The following is a 16,363-nucleotide window of genomic DNA, read 5'->3' on the forward strand; positions in this document are numbered from 1 at the left end:
GATTTTTATGGGAAGGGAACAATGAAATCTTTCAATCGATCTGGGCTTTATCTGGCGGTGATGTCGGCGATGCTGCCGGGCGCGGCGATGGCGGCGGACACCACCGACGTCGGTACCATCAGCGTGAAAGGGCAGTCGCTGGGCGGCGGTATGATGGTGCAGGACGACAGCGCCAAGGCGCGCTCCACCGTCACCAAAGAGGCGATGGACAAAATGCCCGCCGCGGCCAATGCCATCGACAAACTGAAATACACGCCGGGCCTGAACGTCAACAGCAACGACGCCAGCGGCCTGAGCGGCGTCGATTACACCATGCGCGGCATGAACTCTGATCAGATCGGCCTGTCGATGGACGGTATCCCGATCAACGACTCTGGCAACTATGCGGTTTACCCGAACCTGCTGGGCGACTCGGAGAACCTGGAGGAAGTGTTCGTCACCCAGGGTTCATCCGAGGCGGATGGTCCGCACATTGGTTCCAGCGGCGGCAATATCGGCATGGTGACGCGCCGGCCGGCAAAAGATTTCGGCGGCTTCGTCAAACAGACGCTGGGCAGCAACAACCTGAGCAAAACCTTTGCCCGTCTGGAAACCGGCGAGTACAACGGTTTCAGCAACTGGATCTCCTACTCGCACACCGAGGCGAAAAAATGGCGCGGTGAAGGGCGCGAATATTCCAACAAGTTCGAGATGAACTCGCTGTACGAAGACGGCAACGGCAACAGCAGTAACCTGGTCATGAAGTACAACCGCCAACAGAACGTCAACTACAACACCCTGAGCAAGGCGCAGTTCGAAAGCGACGGGCGCCATACCGACTACGCGACCACGCCGGAATACAACAGCAAGGGGCAGTTGAACAAGTACTACAAGCTCAATCGCAACCCGTTCGATACCTTCACGCTGTCATTCACCCAAAAGTTGCAGCTGCGCGACAATCTGTCGCTGACCCTGCAGCCGTATTACTACTGGGGCAACGGCGGCAGCTTCACCGGCCAGACGGCGTCGGTGCTGTCCAAGACGTCGGACAAGGCAGGGCAGTACGATCTGAGCAATTTGCAGTCCAACACCTATTACCGCCCGTCATGGACCCAGACCTGGCGTCCCGGCATCACCACCAAGCTGAAGTGGGACATCAACGACCAGCACAGCCTGGATATCGGCTACTGGTATGAACGTGCGCGCCAGTTGCAGACCCAGCCGTTTATCAGTATCAAGGACGACGGTAACCCGGCGCAGATTTCAGGCAAACCGGGCGGTTCCGATCAGGTGCAGGACGCCAACGGCAATACCGTGCAGGGCCGTAACCAATACACCATCACCCCGGCGCAGAAAGTGTGGCTGCAGGACACCTGGTACGCCACGCCGGACTGGACCTTCGTCGGCGGGCTGGCCTATCAGTACGTGGAACGTAAAGGGGACAACCGGGGCAGCCTGTACAACGCGCCGGAGAAGCGCGATGCCACTTACCACGAGTTCCTGCCGAACTTCAGCGCCAGCTACAAGCTGAACCAGGAAAATCAGGTGTTTTATAACCTGACGCGCAACATGCGTACCCCACCGAACTATGTGCTGTACAACGTCGGCGACTCGATCAGCACCAAGCCGGAGCTGAGCTGGAACCACGAGCTGGGCTGGCGTTTCCAGCAGGAAGACATGCTGATGAGCGCAACACTGTTCTATATGCGCTACAGCGACCGTCAGGTCTCCACCACCAACGCGTCCGGCGACTACGAGATGATGAACATCGGCAACGTGGAGAACAAAGGGCTTGAGCTGGAGTGGAGCGGCCAACTGCCGCACAACTTTAACTACTACACCTCTTACACCTATACCCAGTCGAAGCAGAAGAACGACATCGTCAGCAACGGCGGGCTGCCGCTGCCGACGTCCGGCAAAGAAGTGCCGAACGTGCCGAAAAACCTGCTGAACATGACGCTGGGCTACGACGACGGCCTGTATTACGGCAGCGTCAGCGGCAAATACGTCAGTTCGTTCTACGGCGATCTGACCAACGACGAGAAGATCGGCGGCCGCACGGTGTTCGATCTGGCGGCGGGGGTGCATTTGCCGGTGGACAAGAAAATCATCAAAAGCGCGGCGTTGCGTTTCGGCGTCAGCAACCTGTTTGACAAGGAATACCTGACCTCGGTACGTACCACCACCTTCAACGCCGCGCCTTATGGCGGCGTGAAAGCCAGTACGCCGTATTACAACGTCGGGGAAGAGCGCACCTTTAGCGTGTCGCTGGAAGCCACCTTTTAACTAATTTGAGGGGTATGTTATGAATGCCAATTTATTGCACGACATTATTTTCTACGTGATGTACGCCGCGCTGGCGATTGCGCTGGTGATCATTGTTGAGCGCGCGCTGTATTTCGCCTACACCCAGCGCCAGGCCCGTCGGTTGGAGCAGGCGCTGACGCCGGACGTGCATCGCGCCGCCGATCTGCCGGATGAAGTGACACAGCGCAACAGCCTGCCGCTGGCGGTGATCGCACCGGTACTGGAGCAGAAGCACCGCGCCGGTGACCGCGAAGCGATAGGGGATCTGGTCGACGCGCAGTACCTGTTGAGCAAACCGCTGATGGCGCGTGGTCTGTGGCTGCTGGAAACCATCGTCACCGCCGCCCCGCTGTTGGGGCTGTTGGGCACGGTGATGGGGATTATCGAAACCTTTAAGGCGCTGGCCGCTTCCGGGGTGTCCGAACCTAGCCTGGTATCCGCCGGCATGGGTACCGCGCTGTACGCCACCGGGCTGGGGATCGCCATTGCGCTGTTGTGCCTGGTGGGCAACAACTACCTGCAAAGCCGCATGGAGCGCATCAACGAACTGCTGAAAGTGTTGTTGATCCGTGCCGGGGCACCGGCCAGCCGCCCGGAAAACGGCAGTCGCGAGCAATGGGTTGACAGTGAGGCTCCGCGCTATGCCTAATGGCCATCAACCACGGCGGCCATTAGGTCGCCTTTACACGGCGTTATGGGGTGGCTGTCTGTTGATGTTGAGCCAGAGTGCGGCGGCGCGTTTTGCTATTCCCGGCTACGAGCTGGTGTATACCGCGCCGGTGGAAACCGCTTTGCAGGCGGATGACCTGCGTAACACCGCGCAGGTGTGGCAGCAGATGTTCGATGTGGCGAAAACCCGCATCGATCTGGGTCAGTTCTACGTGGCGAACCAACAGGGTTCGCTGCTGGATGGCGTGCTGCAACACTTGAAGGCGGCGGGCGAACGTGGGGTGAAAATCCGCTTTCTGATGGAAGAGAAGGGCATCCGTATCTCTACCCCCGAGACGCTGGAACAGCTTAAGGCGATCCCTAATCTGGAACTGCGCATTATTCCTTATCAACGGCTGAGCGGCGGTATTTTGCATGCCAAATACCTGCTGGTGGACGGTGAGCAGGCATTTGTCGGCAGCCAGAATTTTGACTGGCGTGCGCTGGCGCATATCCATGAAACCGGGCTGCGCATTAGCGATGCCGGGGTGGTCGGGCAGATCCAGGCGATCTTCGAGCAGGATTGGCAAGCTCAGGCTTTGCTGACGGCGGATAAGCCAGTGTCGCCACTGCCTTACCGGCCGAGTCCCGAAACGCTGCAGGGTAACTATCTGGTCGCCAGTCCACGCGCCTATAATCCGGCTGGGGTGATTGACTCGCAGGTGGAGTTGCCGCGCTTGCTGGCAACCGCCAAACAGCGCGTACGGGTACAGGTGATGGACTACGCGCCACTGTCCTTTGGCCCGGAACACAGCCGACCTTACTACGCGGTGATCGACAATGCCCTGCGCAGCGCCGCCGCCCGTGGTGTGAAGATCGAGCTGATGGTCGCCAACTGGAACACCAAAAAACCGGATATCGCCTGGCTGAAAAGTTTGGCCCTGGTGCCTAATGTGCAGATAAAGATCGTCACCATTCCCCCTGCCAGCAGCGGATTCATTCCTTTTGCACGGGTGATCCACAGCAAGATAATGACCATCGACGGCGAAACGGCGTGGATCGGCACCAGCAACTGGACCGGCGGTTATCTGGATAACTCGCGCAATCTGGAACTGGTCCTGCACAGCCCGGTGATGAGCCAGCGAGTGGATAAGCTCTACAGCCAGCTATGGGACAGCGTTTACGCCGAACCGCTCAAGCTCGATTATGACTACCCGGCTCCCAAACCGGGCGGTGAGTCCTGACTGACTCAGGGCGCGCTATGCCGCGCCCCCACTCTTAACCTCGCCAGTCGGCTTGTTCCAGCGGGGCAATGACGAAGATCGAACTGGCCGGTGTGACGCCGGAGGCGGTGATCATCACCACGTCGAGGACGCTGAGATTGCCTTTGAATTTATGTTCTGTCATGGCTCAATCCTGCCCGGATGGGAAACTGAAGCTGGCATATTGGGCATCGCTGGAGGATGGCCAGCGCTGGGTGATGGTTTTGCGTTTGGTGTAAAAGCGCACCGCATCCGGGCCGTAGGCGTGCAGGTCACCGAACAGCGAACGTTTCCAGCCGCCAAAGGAGTGGTAGGCCACCGGTACCGGCAGGGCGACGTTAATCCCCACCATGCCGACCTGAATATGGCTGGAGAAGTAGCGCGCCGCCTCGCCGTCGCGGGTGAACAGGCAGGTGCCGTTGCCGTATTCATGGGCATCAATCAGCGCCATCGCTTCTTTCAGCGAGCCGACCCGTACCACGCCCAGCACCGGGCCGAAGATCTCTTCCTGATAAATTCGCATGCCGGGCCGCACATGGTCAAACAGCGTCGGGCCGAGGAAATACCCCTGACTGAGCAGCCCGCTGTCGTCCCGCACTTGTAGCTCGCGGCCGTCGACTACCAGGCTGGCACCTTCCTCAACGCCCTGGCTGATATAGCTTTTCACCTTCTGATAATGATCGTGAGTGACCAGCGGCCCCATGTCGTTGCGGCTGTCGCTGCCTGCGCCCACTCGCATGTTGAGCATTTGCTGTTGCAGCCCGGCGAGCAGTGCGTCGGCGGTGTCATTGCCCACGGCCACTACCAGCGGGATTGCCATACAGCGCTGCCCGCAGGAACCGAAGGCCGCCCCCATCAGCGCGCTGACGCTCCCGGCGATGTCGGCGTCCGGCAATACTACCGCGTGGTTTTTTGCCCCGCCCAAGGCCTGCACCCGTTTGTTTTGGCCGCAGCCGGTGTGATAAATATGCTCCGCTACCGGCGTCGATCCGACAAAACTCACCGCTTTAACGCGTGGGTCGTGCAGCAGGGTTTCTACCGCCTCGCGGTCGCCATTGACCAGATTCAGCACGCCCGGTGGTAGCCCGGCCTCTGACGCCAGTTGGGCGATATACAGCGTGGAGGAAGGCACGCGCTCCGAGGGTTTCAGCACAAAGGTATTGCCGCACACCACCGCCATTGGCCACATCCACAGCGGTACCATCGCCGGGAAGTTAAACGGCGTGATGCCCGCCACCACCCCCAGCGGCTGGAATTCGCTCCAGCTGTCGATACCCGGCCCGGCGTCCTTGCTGTGTTCGCCTTTCAGCAGCTCCGGCGCATAGCTGGCGTACTCAATATTTTCGATGCCACGCTGCAGTTCACCCATGGCGTCGCTGAGCACCTTGCCGTGCTCGGCGGTAATCAACTGACAGATGTGGTCGGCGTGCTGCTCCAGCAATGCTTTCAGGCGGATCATGATCCTGGCTCGCTTCAGCGGCGGGGTATCGCGCCAGGCCGGGTAGGCCTGCTCGGCAGCATCGATGGCGCTTTCCACCGTGGCCCGGTCGGCCAGCAACACTTCCAGTTGTGACTGCCCGGTCGCCGGATCGAATACCGGCTGGCTGCGGCTGCCGCCGATGGCGGACTGACCGTTGATCCAATGTGCAATAGGCATGGCATTCGCTCCTGATTATTCGGTTGCGTTGATGGCGTCACCCAGGGCGTTGAGCAACGAATCGATCTGCGCCTCGCTGCTGATAAACGGTGGGGCCAGCTGCAGGGTGTCGCCGCCGTAGCGGACATAGAATCCTTTTTCCCAGCAGCGCATCGCCACCTCATACGGCCTGCGGGCCACTTCCCCCGGCCGTGCCGCCAGCGTGATGCCGGCGGCCAGACCAAAGTTGCGAATGTCGGTGACGTGGCGGCAACCCTGTAAACCATGCACCGCCTGTTCGAAGTAGGGGGCCAGTGCCTGCACTCGCTCAATCATCTGTTCGCGTTCAATGATATCCAGCGTCGCCAGTCCCACGGCGCAGCTGACCGGATGGGCGGAATAGGTGTAGCCGTGTGGGAACTCAAGCAAGTACTCGGGTTCATCGGTGGCCATAAAGGCCTGATAAATCTCTGGCCGTACCACCACCGCACCCATAGGCTGCGCGCCGTTGGTCACCTGTTTGGCGATATTCATGATGTCCGGCGTGACGCCGAAGGCTTCGGCACCGGTCAGGGCACCGCAGCGGCCGAAGGCAGTGATCACTTCGTCAAAAATCAGCAGGATATTGTGTTGAGTGCAGATCTCGCGGATGCGTTGCAGATAGCCGACCGGTGGCACAATCACCCCGGCGGAGCCGGAGAACGGCTCGATAATCACCGCAGCGATGGTCGAGGCATCGCGCAGCGTGATGATCCGGTTCAGCTCTTCCGCCAGTTCGGCCCCCTGTTCGGGCATGCCGCGTGAAAAGGCATTACCTGCCAGCAGGGTATGCGGCAGATGATCCGCTTCGGCGCTGGCACCAAAGGCTTTCCGGTTTCCGGCGATACCCCCTACCGCAATGCCACCGAAGTTAACGCCGTGGTAGCCCTTTTCGCGGCCGATAAAACAGGTTTTGCCTGCCTGACCTTTGGCCCGCCAGTAGGCGCGTGCCATTTTTAACGAGGTGTCCGCCGCTTCAGAGCCGGAGCCGGTGAAAAACACATAGTCCAGCCCGGCAGGCGTCATGGCTTTAATCTTGTTGGCCAGTTCGAAAGATAATGCATGGCCAAACTGAAACGCCGGGGAATAATCCAGCCGGGAAAGTTGTCGGTAGGCCGCCTCGGCAATTTCCGTGCGGCCATGACCCAAGCCGCAGCACCAGAGTCCGGATAAACCGTCAAAAATTTTGCGGCCGTCCTGGCTGGTATAATAAACGCCTTCCGCGTGGCTTATCATTCGTGGGTTGGCTTTAAAATTGCGGTTGCCGGTAAAGGGCATCCAATGAGCGTCTAACCATTCACGTTCGGGTTTATTTTCAGGGTGATTTAAATCAGCCATTTTTCCCTCCGGGCGGGAGAATCGATGAGGTTAATTAAATAACCTGGCGTGTTAATGAATTGTTGCTTTAAATTGACTATGTGCCGCTTCTTCACTAATGTGAATAATCAAATATCGAAACTTACTTAAGGTTTTATGCAAGTAAAAAAGCGTGCGATTTTAGGGCAGTTGTCGGATATGGATCTGCGCTTGCTGCGGGTGTTTAAGGTGGTGGTCGACTGTGGTGGCATGAGCGCCGCCGAACTGGAGCTGAATATCAGCCTGTCGACCATCAGCAAACATATCAAGGATCTGGAGCAGCGGCTGGGGTTGACGCTATGCCGCCGCGGGCGCGAGGGGTTTGCGGTCACTGACGAAGGGCTGCTGATTTACCAGGAAACAATCAATCTGTTGGCGGCAACCGAGGCTTTTCGCCGAGGGGTGGATGACGTACACCAGCGCCTGGGCGGGCAACTGCACGTGGCGATATTCGACCATACCGTGAGCAATCCGCAGGCGCATATTGGCCGGGCGATTGCGTTATTTAGCGAGCAGGCACCGGAAGTGTCTTTGCAAATGTATGTGGAGCCAATAAATACCATTGAACGCGGCGTTATTGACGGTCAATTTCAGATTGGCATTATTCCCATGCACCGCAGTGCGGAAAGTTTATCTTATAGTTCATTATTTAGTGAGAGGATGTTCTTATATTGCGGCGCGCAACATGAGTTATTTTCCGCTAATCACGACGCGCTGAATTGGGATCTGTTGCACAATTATGCCTTTGCCGGCTTGGGCTATCACTCGCCGAATATGGAACTGAGTCTGCAGCAGCATTTGCAGCGCAAGGCGACGGGCTTTGCCCAGGAATCTATCGCCACCTTAATCCTCTCCGGCAAGTATGTGGGCTTTCTGCCCGACCACTATGCGGCGTTTTTTGTCGCGCAGAATATGATGCGGGCGATCAAACCGGCGTTGTTCCGTTACCATTGCGAGTATTCCAGCGTACTGCGGCGTTCACCCAGCCCTCAGCGGGTCGTCAAGCTGTTCCACGAATGCCTGCTGATGACCCATGGAACAGCCTAATGTTTATTGCTCTTTCTTCTTGCCAAAAATCTTGATTAGCACGCCGACCAGGATGCCGATGGCGATACCGGTGAAAATCCAGCTGATAATACCCATTTCCTATCTCCCGCTATTACTTTGATCGAATTATATAATCATTCAACGCGGAAAGCGCCTTCGATCATTAGCTGCCGCTGCGGCGCGCTGTAGTCGAGCAGTGAGTTTTTGCTGTTGGATTTTGCCAGCGTGACCGCCAGTTCGTCGGCGGTGATCGGCAGATCGTCCTGCCAGAAGCTGGCGATGGCGTTACGGGTAATAAAGTCGATCAAATAGCGCTCAGGGCTGTCTTGTTGGTCGGGGAACAGGCGGGCGGCAAGTTCGGCCATCAGGGCTCGTTGCTGTGGTTGGTCGCTTTGCGCCAGCAGTTCGAGGAACGGCAACAGCAGGCGGCCGCAGACCTGGCCGTGGTGATAATCACGCAAGGCGCCTATCTCGCCGGCAATGCCGTGGATCACCCCCAAACCTGCGGCGCTCAGCGTCAGTCCGCCAAGGTAGGAGGCCTGTAAAATGTCCTCGCGTGCCTGGGCACTGCGGTTGAGTGTTGGCCAGGCGAGCAGGAAATGGCGAATGCCGGTCAGCGACATTTCGCGCGTCATGGCGTTGGCGGTTTTGGACAAGTAGGCTTCGAACAAATGAGTGAAGGCGTCGATGGCACAATAGGCCAGCACCTTGTCCGGCGCGCCTTCCAGCAATTGCGGATCCAGAATGGCGGTATGCGGCACAAAGTTGTTATGGCGCAGCGAGGCTTTCACCTTGCCCAATTGAGTGTCGGTGATCACCGCGTTCTGGGTGACTTCGCTGCCGGTACCGGCGGTGGTCGGAATGGCGATCAGCGGCAGCGTGGCTCCGCTGATTTTGGTGTCGCCGATCTTTTCCATATAGCGCAGGGTCGGCAGCGGGTGCTCCACCAGGGCAGCGAACGCCTTGGCGGCATCCAGCACGCTGCCACCGCCGATGGCGACGACACGCTGCGCTTTTCCGCGCCAGCGTGCCACCCAGGCGTCAATCTCTTGCGGTGAGGCCTCGTGGCTGACGATCTCGGTGCCAATCAGCAGTGGCGTTAGTGCATCAGTCAGAGAAGAGTACACCGCGCCATTGAGGAACGAACGGCAGCTAAACAGCAGCGTCGGTTGCGGTTCAGCGGTCAGTAGCGGGATCAGTTGGCTGATACTGCCGTGGCCGAACCAGGTATGGCGGTTGGCTATCGTCAGGCTGGTCGTCATGGTCTCTCCTTGGCGCGCGAAAACTCCAGCATAATCCAGCCTCTGCGGCTGAACCACTGCTTTTCACTGCCTGAAAGGCCTTCCATTAATATATTAATCCAGCGTCTCTGAACCAGACGGCAATAACCGGGCGAAGGTGTAATTTGTTTAACATGTAAACAATTGTGCTTTTGCATTTGGCGCTATTGAGTGTTTTCTATAACAAGCAGGCCAAGGCATAGCCGAAATAAAGTTATTGTTAATTTATTAATAATTGCGAGGCGAAGATGAATATTCAGGTCGAAAGATTATCGGCAGTGATCGACGCGGTGGCGACGGCATGCTTCCATCCCAGCCTGCTGCTGGCCACACCGCTGCGTCGCAGCGCCTGGGTGTTAATTATTTGTTGCGAATGTCCCTAAGGGGACATAGTGGCCACCGGGCCGCTTGCTGATAATCCGATGACAGAGCTGGGTCATCGGGAGTGCGGCAGTGAATAATGATATCGAATCCTTAACCTATTACGCGGCAACCAAAAAGTACGATCTGCGCTTCCCGACGATGGAAGAGGATCTGGACGTTGACGTGGTGATCATCGGCGGTGGCTTCTCCGGCATCAATACTGCGCTGGAGCTGGCGGCGGCCTATATCGCCGGCTAAACGCTGGTGGTGGATAGCGGCGCATGACTACCCGAGGCTCATCCGTAAGAGACGAACAGGTTCGTCCCGATTTATACGGGCGCAGCAGGCAGCGCTCCTAAAGCTTTTTAGTTGGATGGGCGGTCACATTGGCGGGCAGTTGGTCGCCAAGCCGGATCAGTTCGTCCAGCAAGGTCATCAGTTGGCCCATTTTCTGCTGTGAAAAGGCGGCTTCAATCTCACCGTAGCCCTGTTCCACCTGATGGCGGGCCACTTCATATAGTTCCTGGCCCTGCTGGGTCAGCGACACATACAGCTTGCGCTGATCGTTAACCGGCTTCAGGCGGAAGATCAGCTTGTCGCGCTCCATGCGCGACAAGATGCCGGTCAGGCTGGGGCGCAGAATGCAGGTTTCTGCCGCCAACTCGTGGAACTCAATTGAACGGCTGTTGGCCAACACGCGAATGATGCGCCACTGCTGCTCGGTCAGATTATGGCTTTTCAGGATCGGGCGAAAAAAGCCCATGGCGGTTTCACGCGCTTGCAGCAGGGCAATGGTTAAGGACTCATGCATAGATTTGGCCTTGGCTATAAAGGTGTTCGTTATTCTGGCATTTACTGTTGTGGCTCAGCAGGTGGCCGTACGGACACTGCAATACCCCCATCGGTAAATCCTGATTTTATTAATAACTTAATAGTAGCCAAGTTTACCCGGATGGATAAAGCGAAAACGCATCTGCAGCGGTAAAAATCACCTAAAAATGATTAATTCGTTGAATAATCACACCAATGTTTATGGGGTGTGAATATTTTGTTATCACGATCACAAATCAATCCACCCGCGTTGCGTAAAAGCTGAACAGCGTATAAAAGTATTTATTAATATATTAATGAATACAGAATTGCCCTGTTGTGTCATTGAAAGGAGTTTGCATGAAAGGCACCGTATTTTCCGTCGCGTTGAATCACCGCAGCCAGATAGACGCCTGGGATCAGGCGTTTCATCAGCCGCCGTATAAAACCCCGCCCAAGACCCCGGTGTGGTTTATCAAACCGCGCAATACCCACCTCGCCAACGGCGGGGCGATCCCGTTCCCGGCCGGTGAGAAGGTGCAGAGCGGCGCTACGCTGGCGGTAGTGATCGGCAACACCGCCCGCAAGGTGCCGGCCGAGCGGGTGGCGGACTATCTGGCCGGTTATGCGCTGGCCAACGACGTCAGCCTGCCGGAAAGCAGCTTTTACCGCCCGGCGATCAAGGCGAAGTGCCGCGACGGTTTTTGTCCGCTGGGGGATATCGGCCAGCTGTCGGCAACCGGCAAGCTTGAGATCGTCACCGAAATTAACGGCGTGGAGCGGGATCGCTGGTCGACGGCCGATCTGGTGCGCTCGGTGCCTGAACTGATCGCCGCCATCAGCGATTTTATTACCCTGCAACCGGGCGACGCGGTACTGATCGGCACGCCGCACCAACGGGTGGAGATCAAACCTGGGGATGAAGTGACGGTACGCGCCGCCGGTCTGCCGACCCTGACCAACCGCGTGACGCAGGCAGGAGCATTATCATGAGACACGCCCGTATTCGCCATTATGGCCAGATCGTTAACGCCCGCGTGGATGACCAGCTGCGCGTTACCCTGCCGGACGGCACTGTGTTGCAGGAGCGGGACGTCGAGTGGCTGCCGCCGGCGCAGGGCACGGTGTTTGCCCTGGGCCTCAATTACGCCGACCACGCCAGCGAGCTGGAATTCAAGGCGCCGGAAGAGCCGCTGGTGTTCCTGAAAGCGCCGAACACCCTGACCGGCCACCGCCAGGTGTCGGTGCGCCCGGCCGGCGTGGAATACATGCACTACGAAGCCGAGTTGGTGGTCGTGATCGGTAAAACCGCCCGCAACGTCAGCCGCGAAGACGCCATGGACTATGTGGCCGGTTACACGCTGTGCAACGACTACGCCATCCGCGATTATCTGGAAAATTACTACCGCCCAAACCTGCGGGTGAAAAGCCGCGACACCCTGACGCCCATTGGGCCGTACATCGTCGATCGCGATGATATTGCCGATCCGCACCGCCTGGCGCTCAGCACCTACGTCAACGGCGAGCTGCGCCAGCGTGGCAGCACCGCCGACATGATTTTCGATATCCCTTTTCTGATCGCTTACCTGAGTGAATTTATGACGCTGCAACCGGGCGACATGATCGCCACCGGCACGCCGAAAGGGCTGGCCGACGTGCAGCCGGGCGACGAGGTGGTGGTGGAAATCGAGGGCATCGGCTGTCTGGTTAACCACATCATTAGTGAAAAAGATTACGAGGAAAGCCTGAGATGAAAACCATCAACCATTGGATCAACGGCAAGAACGTCGCCAGCAAAGACTATTTCACCACCACCAACCCGGCCAACGGTGAGGTGTTGGCGGAAGTGGCATCCGGCGGGCAACTGGAAATCGACCAGGCGGTGGCTGCCGCCAAGGCGGCTTTCCCGAAATGGGCCAATACGCCAATGAAAGAGCGTGCGCGCCTGATGCGTCGCCTGGGCGAACTGATCGACGAGAACGTGCCGCAGATCGCCGAGATGGAAACCGCCGATACTGGCTTGCCAATCCACCAAACCAAAAACGTGCTGATCCCGCGTGCCTCGCACAACTTTGAGTTCTTCGCCGAGATCTGTCAGCAGATGAACGGCCGCACCTACCCGGTGGACGACAAGATGCTCAACTACACGCTGATTCAGCCGGTCGGAGTGTGTGCGCTGGTGTCGCCATGGAACGTGCCTTTCATGACCGCCACTTGGAAAACCGCGCCTTGTCTGGCGCTGGGCAATACTGCGGTGCTGAAAATGTCCGAGCTGTCGCCGCTGACCGCCGATCGTCTGGGCGAACTGGCGCTGGAAGCCGGTATTCCGGCTGGGGTGCTCAACGTGGTGCAAGGTTATGGCTCTACCGCCGGGGATGCGCTGGTGCGCCATAAAGACGTGCGCGCCGTTTCCTTTACCGGCGGTACCGCTACCGGCCGCCGGATTATTGAAAGCGCCGGGCTGAAGAAGTTTTCCATGGAGCTGGGCGGCAAATCGCCGGTGCTGATTTTTGAGGATGCCGACATCGAACGCGCGCTGGATGCCGCGTTGTTCACCATTTTCTCGATCAACGGTGAACGCTGCACCGCCGGGTCGCGCATCTTTATTCAGGAGAGCATCTACCCGGAATTCGTCAAACGCTTCGCCGAGCGCGCCAACCGCCTGCGGGTGGGGGATCCACAGGATCCCAACACGCAGGTCGGGGCGTTGATCAGCCCGCAGCACTGGGAAAAAGTTTCCGGCTATATCCGCCTTGGCATCGAAGAAGGGGCAACCCTGCTGGCCGGCGGCCCGGATAAACCGGCCGGTCTGAGCCACGGCAACTTCCTGCGCCCGACGGTGCTGGCGGATGTCGATAACCGGATGCGCATTGCGCAGGAGGAGATTTTCGGGCCGGTGGCCTGCCTGCTGCCGTTCAAATCAGAAGAAGACGGCCTGCGCATGGCCAACGACGTGGAATACGGCCTGGCGTCGTATATCTGGACGCAGGATGTGAGCAAGGTACTGCGTCTGGCCCGCAATATTGAAGCGGGCATGGTTTTCGTCAACACCCAAAACGTACGCGATCTGCGCCAGCCCTTTGGCGGCGTGAAATCCTCCGGCACCGGCCGCGAAGGCGGGGAATACAGCTTTGAAGTGTTCGCCGAGATGAAGAACGTGTGTATTTCCATGGGTGATCACCCGATCCCACGCTGGGGCGTTTGAGACAGATATAGGCAGGCTATTTTACTTGCCACTTTGTGGTTGGGCAGTGCTCAGACAAAGGTTTTAACCTTTGAACGCACATGGTGCGGCCCGGAGGGTGAACGTAGTGAATCATCCTCACGTACTACGTGTACGCTGCGGTTCTTGCGCGCTGTCCGCCCGCAAATTGGCTGCGACAATAACGTCTGTTGATACCGTTCCCGTATTTTAGAACTGAAAAATATCGCCAAAATCATTGGAGTTGCATCAAGGCGACCAGAGCGGGAATCCCCAGGAGCTTACTTAAGTCAGTGACTGGGGTGAGCGCTCGCAGTCTACACAGAGGCAGCTTCAAGGATGAAGGGGATAGGAGGTTGTATGGGTAAGTTAGCTTTAGCCGCCAAGATTACGCATGTTCCATCGATGTATCTGTCGGAAATGCCTGGAAAAAACCACGGGTGCCGCCAGGCGGCGATCGACGGTCACAAAGAGATCAGTGCGCGCTGCCGTGAAATGGGCGTCGACACCATTATTGTGTTCGACACTCACTGGCTGGTGAACAGCGCCTATCACATCAACTGCAGCCCGCATTTCGAAGGGCTGTATACCAGCAATGAACTGCCGCACTTTATCCGCGACATGACCTACGAATACGAAGGTAACCCGGCACTGGGTCAGTTGATTGCCGCTGAAGCCTGCAAACTCGGGGTACGCGCCAAAGCGCATGAGATCCCAAGCCTGAAGCTGGAGTACGGCACGTTGGTGCCGATGCGCTACATGAACAGCGACAAGCATTTCAAAGTGATCTCGATTTCGGCGTTTTGCACCGTGCATGACTTTGCCGACAGCCGCCTTCTGGGTGAGGCGATCAAAACCGCGATTGAGAAATACGACGGGACGGTGGCGGTATTGGCCAGCGGTTCACTTTCACATCGTTTCATCGACGACCAGCGTGCCGAAGAGGGCATGAACAGTTACACCCGCCAGTTTGACCAGCAGATGGATGAACGGGTGGTCAAGCTGTGGGAAGAAGGGCGCTTTCGCGAGTTTTGCGAAATGCTGCCGGAGTACGCCGACTACTGCTACGGCGAGGGCAACATGCATGACACCGTGATGCTGCTTGGCCTGCTGGGCTGGGACAACTATGACGGCAAGGTGGAGTTTGTTACCCCGCTGTTTGCCAGTTCCGGCACCGGGCAAGTCAACGCCATTTTCCCGCTGCCGGCCGAAGCCTGAGGAGTCTCCATGCCCCATTTTTACGCTGAATGTACCGACAACATTCGCCGCGAGGCGGATTTGCCCGCGTTGTTCGCCAAGGTCAATCAGGCACTGGCGGACACCGGTCTTTTCCCACTGGCCGGGGTGCGCAGCCGTGCCATCTGGCTCGATACCTGGCAGATGGCCGACGGCCAGCGGGACTACGCTTTCGTGCATATGACATTGAAGATCGGCCACGGCCGCAGTCAGGAAAGCCGTGAGCAGGTGGGGGCGATGCTGTTCACCCTGATCACCGAGCACTTCGCCGAACTGATGGCCAACCGCTTTCTGGCGCTGTCGTTCGCCATGGAAGAGCTGCATCCGGTGCTGAACTACAAGCAAAACAATGTCCACGCGCTATTTCGGAAAGAGTAAGGGGCCGTCCATGTTGAATAAAGAGTTGGTGAGCCGTGCGGTGCAGCGTTTGCATCAGGCGGAACAGAACCGCGAGCAGATCCGTGCGTTGTCACTGGATCACCCCGAGATCACCATCGAAGACGCTTATGCCATTCAGCGGCAGTGGGTGGCGCTGAAAATCGCCGAGGGCCGCATGCTTAAGGGCCATAAAATCGGCCTGACGTCACGTGCTATGCAGGTCAGTTCGCAAATCACCGAACCGGATTTTGGCGCGCTGCTGGATGACATGTTTTTCAACGACGGCAGCGATATTCCGATCGATCGCTTTATCGTGCCACGCGTCGAGGTTGAACTGGCATTTGTATTGGCCAAACCGCTGCGCGGACCTAATTGCACGTTGTTCGACGTTTATAACGCGACTGATTACATCATCCCGGCGCTGGAGATCATCGATGCGCGCAGCCATAACGTCGATCCGGAAACTCAGCGCCCGCGCAAGGTGTTCGACACTATCTCCGATAACGCCGCCAATGCCGGTGTGGTGATGGGGGGGCGGCCGATTAAACCGGATGCGTTGGATCTGCGTTGGATCAGTGCGTTGTTGTACCGCAACGGGGTGATAGAAGAATCCGGCGTGGCGGCGGCGGTGTTGAACCATCCGGCCAATGGTGTGGCCTGGTTGGCCAACAAGCTGTTCCCGTATGACGTGGAGCTGGAAGCCGGACAGGTGATCCTCGGCGGCTCCTTTACCCGACCGGTGGCTGCACGACGCGGTGATACCTTCCATGCCGATTACGGCCCGATGGGCTGCATTAGCTGCCGGTTTGTTTAGGAGAAA

General features: G+C 57.8%; 16 protein-coding genes and 1 pseudogene. 12 read left to right on the forward strand and 5 right to left on the reverse strand.

The window, feature by feature from the left end; translation table 11 throughout:
- The first annotated feature begins 21 nt into the window (after positions 1–21).
- From ACUTSU_RS11255 to ACUTSU_RS11265, 3 genes are read left to right on the forward strand one after another with little or no spacing between them, the layout of a single operon-like run.
- A complete protein-coding gene (locus ACUTSU_RS11255; RefSeq protein WP_445651262.1) occupies positions 22–2,265 on the forward strand; it encodes a TonB-dependent receptor family protein in 2,244 nt (747 codons plus the stop codon).
- A 19-nt stretch (positions 2,266–2,284) separates the two neighbouring features.
- Complete coding sequence (locus ACUTSU_RS11260; protein WP_445651263.1) at positions 2,285–2,935, forward strand: MotA/TolQ/ExbB proton channel family protein; 651 nt, start codon at positions 2,285–2,287, stop codon at positions 2,933–2,935.
- Positions 2,928–4,178: a phospholipase D-like domain-containing protein gene (locus ACUTSU_RS11265; RefSeq protein WP_445654183.1), complete on the forward strand. Its 1,251-nt coding sequence runs from the start codon at positions 2,928–2,930 to the stop codon at positions 4,176–4,178. Before ACUTSU_RS11260 ends, ACUTSU_RS11265 begins: the two co-directional genes overlap by 8 nt.
- Positions 4,179–4,212: 34 nt before the next feature.
- On the opposite strand, the gene ACUTSU_RS11270 is transcribed toward ACUTSU_RS11265, so the two are convergent.
- From ACUTSU_RS11270 to ACUTSU_RS11280, 3 genes are read right to left on the reverse strand one after another with little or no spacing between them, the layout of a single operon-like run.
- The gene (locus ACUTSU_RS11270) at positions 4,213–4,341 is read right to left on the reverse strand and encodes a hypothetical protein (protein WP_445651265.1); all 129 of its coding nucleotides are present in this window, start codon (positions 4,339–4,341) and stop codon (positions 4,213–4,215) included.
- A 3-nt stretch (positions 4,342–4,344) separates the two neighbouring features.
- On the reverse strand, positions 4,345–5,853 hold the full coding sequence (locus ACUTSU_RS11275) for a CoA-acylating methylmalonate-semialdehyde dehydrogenase (RefSeq protein ID WP_445654184.1): 1,509 nt from the start codon (positions 5,851–5,853) through the stop codon (positions 4,345–4,347).
- Positions 5,854–5,868: 15 nt separating this feature from the next.
- Positions 5,869–7,209 (reverse strand): aspartate aminotransferase family protein, encoded by a 1,341-nt coding sequence (locus ACUTSU_RS11280; RefSeq protein ID WP_445651267.1) that lies wholly within the window; start codon positions 7,207–7,209, stop codon positions 5,869–5,871.
- Between the two features lie 135 nt (positions 7,210–7,344).
- On the opposite strand from ACUTSU_RS11280, the gene ACUTSU_RS11285 reads away from it, so the two are divergent.
- Positions 7,345–8,274, forward strand: coding sequence for a LysR family transcriptional regulator (locus ACUTSU_RS11285; RefSeq protein ID WP_445651268.1), 930 nt, complete (start codon positions 7,345–7,347; stop codon positions 8,272–8,274).
- A gap of 134 nt (positions 8,275–8,408) precedes the next feature.
- Here ACUTSU_RS11285 and ACUTSU_RS11290 read toward each other — a convergent pair whose 3' ends face one another.
- Positions 8,409–9,536, reverse strand: a complete 1,128-nt coding sequence (locus ACUTSU_RS11290) for an iron-containing alcohol dehydrogenase (protein WP_445651269.1) — start codon at positions 9,534–9,536, stop codon at positions 8,409–8,411.
- A gap of 266 nt (positions 9,537–9,802) precedes the next feature.
- Here ACUTSU_RS11290 and ACUTSU_RS11295 point away from each other — a divergent pair, with 266 nt between their 5' ends.
- Positions 9,803–9,937, forward strand: coding sequence for a hypothetical protein (locus tag ACUTSU_RS11295; protein WP_445651472.1), 135 nt, complete (start codon positions 9,803–9,805; stop codon positions 9,935–9,937).
- A gap of 70 nt (positions 9,938–10,007) precedes the next feature.
- Positions 10,008–10,154 (forward strand): annotated as a pseudogene (locus ACUTSU_RS11300) (FAD-dependent oxidoreductase); the annotation flags it as partial.
- A 118-nt stretch (positions 10,155–10,272) separates the two neighbouring features.
- Here the strand turns inward: ACUTSU_RS11300 and hpaR are convergent.
- A complete protein-coding gene (hpaR, locus tag ACUTSU_RS11305; protein ID WP_445651270.1) occupies positions 10,273–10,728 on the reverse strand; it encodes a homoprotocatechuate degradation operon regulator HpaR in 456 nt (151 codons plus the stop codon).
- Positions 10,729–11,087: 359 nt separating this feature from the next.
- Between hpaR and ACUTSU_RS11310 the strand changes: the two genes are divergently transcribed.
- The 6 genes from ACUTSU_RS11310 to hpaH all read left to right on the forward strand — a co-directional run bounded on the left by ACUTSU_RS11310 (position 11,088) and on the right by hpaH (position 16,357).
- Positions 11,088–11,720 (forward strand): fumarylacetoacetate hydrolase family protein, encoded by a 633-nt coding sequence (locus ACUTSU_RS11310; RefSeq protein ID WP_445651271.1) that lies wholly within the window; start codon positions 11,088–11,090, stop codon positions 11,718–11,720.
- Positions 11,717–12,481 carry a fumarylacetoacetate hydrolase family protein gene (locus tag ACUTSU_RS11315; protein ID WP_445651272.1) on the forward strand — a complete coding sequence of 255 codons (765 nt, stop codon included), beginning with the start codon at positions 11,717–11,719 and terminating at the stop codon, positions 12,479–12,481. Before ACUTSU_RS11310 ends, ACUTSU_RS11315 begins: the two co-directional genes overlap by 4 nt.
- The gene (hpaE, locus tag ACUTSU_RS11320; RefSeq protein ID WP_445654185.1) at positions 12,478–13,932 is read left to right on the forward strand and encodes a 5-carboxymethyl-2-hydroxymuconate semialdehyde dehydrogenase; all 1,455 of its coding nucleotides are present in this window, start codon (positions 12,478–12,480) and stop codon (positions 13,930–13,932) included. Before ACUTSU_RS11315 ends, hpaE begins: the two co-directional genes overlap by 4 nt.
- 357 nt (positions 13,933–14,289) lie before the next feature.
- Positions 14,290–15,147: a 3,4-dihydroxyphenylacetate 2,3-dioxygenase gene (gene hpaD, locus ACUTSU_RS11325; RefSeq protein ID WP_445651274.1), complete on the forward strand. Its 858-nt coding sequence runs from the start codon at positions 14,290–14,292 to the stop codon at positions 15,145–15,147.
- 9 nt (positions 15,148–15,156) lie between these two features.
- Positions 15,157–15,543, forward strand: coding sequence for a 5-carboxymethyl-2-hydroxymuconate Delta-isomerase (locus ACUTSU_RS11330; RefSeq protein ID WP_445651275.1), 387 nt, complete (start codon positions 15,157–15,159; stop codon positions 15,541–15,543).
- A gap of 10 nt (positions 15,544–15,553) precedes the next feature.
- The gene (gene hpaH, locus ACUTSU_RS11335) at positions 15,554–16,357 is read left to right on the forward strand and encodes a 2-oxo-hept-4-ene-1,7-dioate hydratase (protein WP_445651276.1); all 804 of its coding nucleotides are present in this window, start codon (positions 15,554–15,556) and stop codon (positions 16,355–16,357) included.
- The last annotated feature ends 6 nt before the right edge of the window (positions 16,358–16,363 follow it).

This window comes from Serratia sp. NA_13, assembly GCF_052691735.1.

Bases quoted from the DNA above. Each gene is read 5' to 3' on its own strand.
- ACUTSU_RS11310 (WP_445651271.1), top strand. From the start codon at position 11,088: ATGAAAGGCACCGTATTTTCCGTCGCGTTGAATCACCGCAGCCAGATA.
- ACUTSU_RS11260 (WP_445651263.1), top strand. From the start codon at position 2,285: ATGAATGCCAATTTATTGCACGACATTATTTTCTACGTGATGTACGCC.
- ACUTSU_RS11315 (WP_445651272.1), top strand. From the start codon at position 11,717: ATGAGACACGCCCGTATTCGCCATTATGGCCAGATCGTTAACGCCCGC.
- ACUTSU_RS11280 (WP_445651267.1), bottom strand. From the start codon at position 7,209: ATGGCTGATTTAAATCACCCTGAAAATAAACCCGAACGTGAATGGTTA.
- ACUTSU_RS11265 (WP_445654183.1), top strand. From the start codon at position 2,928: ATGCCTAATGGCCATCAACCACGGCGGCCATTAGGTCGCCTTTACACG.
- ACUTSU_RS11285 (WP_445651268.1), top strand. From the start codon at position 7,345: ATGCAAGTAAAAAAGCGTGCGATTTTAGGGCAGTTGTCGGATATGGAT.
- ACUTSU_RS11290 (WP_445651269.1), bottom strand. From the start codon at position 9,536: ATGACGACCAGCCTGACGATAGCCAACCGCCATACCTGGTTCGGCCAC.
- ACUTSU_RS11255 (WP_445651262.1), top strand. From the start codon at position 22: ATGAAATCTTTCAATCGATCTGGGCTTTATCTGGCGGTGATGTCGGCG.
- hpaH (WP_445651276.1), top strand. From the start codon at position 15,554: ATGTTGAATAAAGAGTTGGTGAGCCGTGCGGTGCAGCGTTTGCATCAG.
- hpaD (WP_445651274.1), top strand. From the start codon at position 14,290: ATGGGTAAGTTAGCTTTAGCCGCCAAGATTACGCATGTTCCATCGATG.
- ACUTSU_RS11275 (WP_445654184.1), bottom strand. From the start codon at position 5,853: ATGCCTATTGCACATTGGATCAACGGTCAGTCCGCCATCGGCGGCAGC.
- ACUTSU_RS11295 (WP_445651472.1), top strand. From the start codon at position 9,803: ATGAATATTCAGGTCGAAAGATTATCGGCAGTGATCGACGCGGTGGCG.
- ACUTSU_RS11270 (WP_445651265.1), bottom strand. From the start codon at position 4,341: ATGACAGAACATAAATTCAAAGGCAATCTCAGCGTCCTCGACGTGGTG.
- ACUTSU_RS11330 (WP_445651275.1), top strand. From the start codon at position 15,157: ATGCCCCATTTTTACGCTGAATGTACCGACAACATTCGCCGCGAGGCG.
- hpaR (WP_445651270.1), bottom strand. From the start codon at position 10,728: ATGCATGAGTCCTTAACCATTGCCCTGCTGCAAGCGCGTGAAACCGCC.
- hpaE (WP_445654185.1), top strand. From the start codon at position 12,478: ATGAAAACCATCAACCATTGGATCAACGGCAAGAACGTCGCCAGCAAA.